We start from the raw sequence: 5,853 nt of genomic DNA, 5'->3' as shown, positions 1-5,853 counted from the left end.
ACTCCATTCCGAACTCAGAAGTGAAACGTATTAGCGCCGATGGTAGTGTGGGGCTTCCCCATGTGAGAGTAGGACACTGCCAGGTCCCATTAAGAAAAACCCGCCTAACGGCGGGTTTTTTGCTTTCTGCAGAAAGAAAAAAATGGGGTCAGAGTACATTAATCCCATTCCTCCCCCAGCAAACACCAAAATGGGGTCAGAGTACTTTATTAAACTAACTACCAGAGCGTAGTCATACATCTTTTGTCCAGTACTGTTAAATCAAAAAATGTACTCTGACCCCAATATTAAGATTTCAACGATCTCTGTAGTATTCTTTCTCAGCTTTTGTAGTGTGACGTTTGATTTCACAGACACTACAACACATCGATTCAAAATAAAGGGGTCAGAGTACTTTATTACGCTAACTACCAGAGCGTAGTCATACATTTTTTGTCCAGTACTGTTAAATCAAAAAAATGTACTCTGACCCCATTATTCGAGGGATGTATGCTGTAGTTTTGGAAATAATTCTGTAGAACGAGCGACAGTTTAAAAAATAATCGGTATGGTATAAAAACACAAAACAGCAAGGATGTTTTTATGTCAACGTTACCATTTAACAATAACCCGGCTTATTTGCGGGGTAATTTTCAACTTGAACCTGTCACTGCTGTAATTAAGCAGCACGCAGAGCTTGTCTGCTTTTTTCTAATAGTACTCTTCTTTGTTGGTAATGCATTTATAGAAAATAGTGAAAAGGAAAAGGTCTTAGCCAACCCTCAGAAAAATGACTTTTTCTATATCGACTATCGAACGATTGATCCCTTATCGGATGCTAGATTTCGCTATGTGCCGTTGAAATTGCTCAATGTTGATAATGAAACGCTTACTTTTAAAGTTGGAAATATTGCACACACCACTCCCGTCTCGCCGAGTCAACACGCGAAATTTGATAAGGCGCTATTGCTACGTAACTACTACCGTGTTGATGACCTTGTGCTTAGCAAAGCAAAAGTAAGTGAGTTAGTAGCTTCTGGTGCAATTTACGATGCTAGGCGGCCTCGGAATATTTATATTAACGGTTGGATGGTATTGCATCTTAGTGAGTTAGTACCTGAATAACGGTCAGTAATTAACTGTGTTGAAAGCAATGCGGCCGAAATACAATTCACTGTTTGTGAGTTTAGTAAAATGTTCATTTAAGCCTTATATTCTTTACTAATGACTATAATACTTACCCAAAAAAGTACTCTGACCCCATATTTTTAATACGATGCTAGGCGGCCTCGGAATGTTTATATTAACGGTTGGATGGTATTGCATCTTAGTGAGTTAGTACCTGAATAACGGTAAGTAATTAACTGTGTTTGAAAGCACTGTGGCCGAAGTACAATTCACTGTTGGTGAGTTTGGTAGAATGTTCATTTAAGCCTTATATTCTTTACTAATGACTATAATACTTACCCAGAAAAAGTACTCTGACCCCTTATTCTGACCCCATATTTTTAATATGACTACTATCTACCTTTCTATTTTTGTGTTGTTTATGGCGTTTTACTCTAGCTTTTCAGTGGCTAATAGCACGCAGCCTCAGTGTGAGATTACCTTGGGCGAGCTTAAGTGGAAGAAGAGGGTGTTAATCTATAGCGCAAGCAGTGCCAAAGAACTTAACAATCTAAATACGTTTGCTCAATATGATAGGGCTGCCTTATCTGAGAGAAAGCTTGTGATTATAGGTATAGTTGATAGACAACCTACTATAGTTTTTGGTTACCCTCACTGTAGTACAAGGCTAGATAAACTTGTACCACAAGATAAAGTTACGCTAATAGGTCTTGATGGTGCAGTTAAGGCTAAATATAGCTCGTTCGATAGCGATCTTATTTATAGTACGATTGATAAAATGCCTATGAGAAAAACAGAATTAAATGGCTATTGAAAGTTATCTAGTTAGCAATGTTTACTCATATAACATAGTGGAAGCACCACCATTAATATAAAGAGTAAAAAACTCACAACACCGTAGGGCACTTATTTGTGTGTTTGCGCTTTTATTTGACGCGTCCTTACCCTACCATTAGCGAATTGTTCGCAGTTCGTATATTTCTATGCCTTCACTACAGCCTTACAGCACATTTGGCCTTGCAGCTTCTTGTGATTCTATCCAGTCGTTTACTGACGTTGCCTCATTTCTGTCTATCTTCAATACTTCTAAGAATAATAACAACGCTATCTATATTTTAGGTGGTGGTAGCAACTCAATTTTCACCGATGACTTTGACGGTACAGTTCTGGTTAATGAGATAAAGGGCATAAGCCACTTCGATACTGAAAGTCATCATTACTTGCGAGTAGGAGCTGGTGAAAACTGGCATGAGTTCGTCACTTTGTGTATGAAAGAGAAGTGGTATGGATTCGAAAACCTAGCGTTAATACCAGGTTCGGTAGGCGCATGCCCAATTCAGAATATTGGTGCGTACGGGCGAGAGGTAAATGCGCTCATCGATAAAGTGGAATGTGTATTTCTTGAAACCGGCGAACAGGTTCTGCTAAGCAATGAAGATTGTCAATTTGGCTATAGAGACAGTGTGTTCAAACATGCACTAGCGAACAAAGTGTTAATCACTCATGTTAATTTTAAACTGCCCAAGCACTACGAACTTGAAACCAGCTATGGCGAACTGGCTGCACTCACTGAGCCTACACCAGAAAAGGTGTATAGTAAGGTAATAGAAATCAGAAAAAGCAAACTTCCTGACCCGAGTGAGCTAGGCAATGCTGGAAGTTTCTTCAAAAACCCAGTGGTTTCAAAAGCAGTGTTCCAAGCAATTGCACAAGACTATGATTCAGTGCCCCATTTTGTGGTGAGCGGAAGTGCTGATTTTCCAGCCACTGAAAATGAACAAATAAAAATTCCAGCTGCTTGGCTTATCGATCAGGCAGGTTTTAAAGGCAAGACTTTGAACAAAGTACGTTGCCACCCTACACAGCCATTGGTGCTTACTAACTTAGGTGGCGCCACCGGAAGCGATGTAATAACCATGGCAAAAGATATCATAGCAAGCGTACAAGGTAAGTTTGGCATACAGCTAGAGCCAGAAGTACGCTTATTAGGAAGCAAAGGACTTATTTCGCTATGAGACAAGCATCAAAAGCTATAAGAAAACATATACTTGCTTTGTTGTCTGACGGCCAATTCCATTCAGGTGAAACCATTGCACAGCAAGTGGGCCTTTCGCGCACAGCTGTAGCAGGGCATATTTCCCAACTTGCCGATTGGGGATTAGATGTATTTAAAGTAAAAGGTAAAGGCTACCGTTTAGAACGAGGTTTTCCATTGTTAAGCGCTGACAGCATTAAACGCCATTTAGGCAATACAAAACGAGCGGTTATTGATGTGGAGTCGGTATTACCTTCCACCAATACGGAAATGAAGAAGCGTATTGCCAGCAAACGAGAAGATCTTGAAAACGGCGATGTCGTATTCGCTGAAATTCAGACCGATGGACGCGGCAGACATGGCCGTTCGTGGTTAGCGCCAGTTGGCGGAAGCTTAACTTTTTCTATGTACTGGTCTTTTCCTGACGGTTATCAAAGCATGGCAGGACTTTCTTTATTGGTAGGCTTGGCTGTTTGCGATGCACTTAAAGAGTTTGGCGTAGAAGACGCCGAGCTTAAATGGCCGAATGACATTTATTTGCAAGGTAAAAAGCTTGCGGGCGTACTTATTGAAGTAGAAGGGCAGATAGGCGCAACGGCGCATAGTGTTATCGGCATAGGATTAAATGTTTGTGTGCCCGATAATCAATATGATGTTGGTCAACCTCATAGCGATCTTGCTTCTTATTTAGGCACTATCCCAGATAGAAATGCTTTAGCGGCAGAAATTATTAAATCGCTATGGTCTTATTTACCGAAATTTACCCAACAGGGCTTCGGGCCATTTACTGCATATTGGGAAGCGCTCGACTTATACGCCGACAAACGCATTGTTTTGCAAATGGGCGAGAAACGTTTTTCTGGAATTGACAGGGGAGTAGACGCTAGCGGCGCGCTACTTGTTGAAACGCAAGACGGTATTACCCGATTCCACGGTGGCGAAGTTAGCCTAAGAGGCAATTAACGTTTTATTTTGTTTTACCTCATAGCTGAACTACGAAGATTTTGGCCATTATTTATAATAAAGGTACTTCGTAGTTCATCTTTGTGCTTTTTTAGTTAGCATTTCATCCGTCCGTTTTACGCATTGCTTTGCGAATGAAACCAAAAATATGAACAACATTGAAGAAAACCACGTCATATTAGTGGATATCGGTAACACCCGAATAAAATATTCACTGCTTTGTGATTCAGAAAAAGAGCCTAATGCATGCGAAGATGCAAAATCTCTATTTTCTTTTATCGATTCTCAGAAAAAAATTTCCCATTTATATATCGCATCGGTAAGAAATCAGGAGCTGGTTGATGAAATATCCGCCATGTGTAGCGAGCGAAATATTATTTTTGTAGAAAAGCACACAGAGAAAGAAGCCTTCGGCATAAAAAATAGTTACGCGAATGTTCAAAAAATGGGCGTTGATAGATGGCTTGCCATGGTCTGTGCTGCAGAAAAATCAAAAAAAGCATTTTTTGTTATGGATGTGGGTACGGCAATAACGGTCGATTTTGTCGTAGATGGTCAACATTTAGGCGGTTGGATTGTGCCTGGTTTTCAAGTAATGCGTAATGCATTGGTTGCTTCAACCAAAAAAGTGTTCGCGAATGATGAAATTCCGACCACCTTTGGAGTGGGGACCGATACAGAAGATTGTGTGGCAACAGGGTGTCATGCTGCCCTATATGGTGTTTATTTGAGCGCGGTTGACTACATATCAAGCAAACAAACCGAATTTGACATTATTTTAGGGGGTGGAGACAAAAAAGTGTTTGCATTCTTAAAATCTGCTGATAACATGCGCCTCGCTCATTTGGTGATGCAGGGTCTTGCCCGCTACGCTCGAAGTGAACTTCTAAAGGGAACATCGACGTAAGTTTTTGATTAGTTGAAAAATTGGTCAAAAAAGAAAATTGAAAAATTTTCAAAAAGACACTTGCACAGAGTTAAACAATACTCTAGAATGCGCACCCACTTGATGTAGTGCCGACTTAGCTCAGTTGGTAGAGCAACTGACTTGTAATCAGTAGGTCGCCAGTTCGATTCCGGCAGTCGGCACCATCAATCTGGAGGGGTACCCAAGCGGTCAACGGGAGCAGACTGTAAATCTGCCGGCTCAGCCTTCGCAGGTTCGAATCCTGCCCCCTCCACCACTTTCTCTATGAGGTGGCCAGAGAATTAGGATTGCGGGCATCGTATAATGGCTATTACCTCAGCCTTCCAAGCTGATGATGCGGGTTCGATTCCCGCTGCCCGCTCCAAATCAGTGCTGATATAGCTCAGTTGGTAGAGCGCACCCTTGGTAAGGGTGAGGTCGGCAGTTCAAATCTGCCTATCAGCACCAGTTTATTTCTCCCCAGCTCATGTAAAATTTCTAAATTTTTTAATGTAACTTTGCTGGGATAATAGAAATGGCAAAAGAAAAGTTTGAACGTACGAAACCCCACGTAAACGTGGGTACAATCGGCCACGTTGACCACGGTAAAACTACCCTAACTGCAGCTATCACTACAGTTCTTTCTAAAACTTACGGCGGTAACGCACAGGCTTTCGATCAAATCGATAACGCGCCTGAAGAGAAAGCACGTGGTATCACCATTTCTACTTCACACGTAGAATATGACACTCCTACTCGTCACTACGCTCACGTAGACTGCCCAGGACACGCTGATTACGTTAAAAACATGATCACTGGTGCTGCTCAGATGGACGGTGGT

At 41.4% G+C, this 5,853-nt stretch carries 6 protein-coding genes, 4 tRNA genes and 1 rRNA gene; all 11 read left to right on the top strand.

What is annotated here, in order from left to right:
• Positions 1-85: ribosomal RNA gene (gene rrf / locus E5672_RS20180) — 5S ribosomal RNA — on the top strand; the annotation flags it as partial.
• A 497-nt stretch (positions 86-582) separates the two neighbouring features.
• A complete protein-coding gene (locus E5672_RS19545; RefSeq protein ID WP_136783849.1) occupies positions 583-1,104 on the top strand; it encodes a hypothetical protein in 522 nt (173 codons plus the stop codon).
• Positions 1,105-1,492: 388 nt separating this feature from the next.
• Positions 1,493-1,921, top strand: coding sequence for a DUF4174 domain-containing protein (locus E5672_RS19540; protein ID WP_136783848.1), 429 nt, complete (start codon positions 1,493-1,495; stop codon positions 1,919-1,921).
• A 169-nt stretch (positions 1,922-2,090) separates the two neighbouring features.
• Positions 2,091-3,122: a UDP-N-acetylmuramate dehydrogenase gene (gene murB / locus E5672_RS19535; protein ID WP_136783847.1), complete on the top strand. Its 1,032-nt coding sequence runs from the start codon at positions 2,091-2,093 to the stop codon at positions 3,120-3,122.
• Positions 3,119-4,105 (top strand): bifunctional biotin--[acetyl-CoA-carboxylase] ligase/biotin operon repressor BirA, encoded by a 987-nt coding sequence (gene birA, locus E5672_RS19530; RefSeq protein WP_039222269.1) that lies wholly within the window; start codon positions 3,119-3,121, stop codon positions 4,103-4,105. Before murB ends, birA begins: the two co-directional genes overlap by 4 nt.
• Positions 4,106-4,253: 148 nt before the next feature.
• Complete coding sequence (locus E5672_RS19525) at positions 4,254-5,012, top strand: type III pantothenate kinase (protein WP_136783846.1); 759 nt, start codon at positions 4,254-4,256, stop codon at positions 5,010-5,012.
• A gap of 109 nt (positions 5,013-5,121) precedes the next feature.
• Positions 5,122-5,197 (top strand) — tRNA-Thr (locus E5672_RS19520).
• A 7-nt stretch (positions 5,198-5,204) separates the two neighbouring features.
• Positions 5,205-5,289, top strand: a tRNA-Tyr gene (locus tag E5672_RS19515).
• Between the two features lie 33 nt (positions 5,290-5,322).
• Positions 5,323-5,397, top strand: a tRNA-Gly gene (locus E5672_RS19510).
• A 7-nt stretch (positions 5,398-5,404) separates the two neighbouring features.
• Positions 5,405-5,480, top strand: a tRNA-Thr gene (locus E5672_RS19505).
• 67 nt (positions 5,481-5,547) lie between these two features.
• Positions 5,548-5,853: GTP-binding protein (locus E5672_RS19500; protein ID WP_240692237.1), on the top strand; the 306-nt coding region annotated here is incomplete at its 3' end.

This window comes from Alteromonas portus, assembly GCF_005117025.1.
Taxonomy (GTDB): Bacteria; Pseudomonadota; Gammaproteobacteria; order Enterobacterales; family Alteromonadaceae; genus Alteromonas; species Alteromonas portus.
Note: the sequence above shows the minus strand (reverse complement) of the source record. Positions and strands in the feature narration are given on the sequence as shown.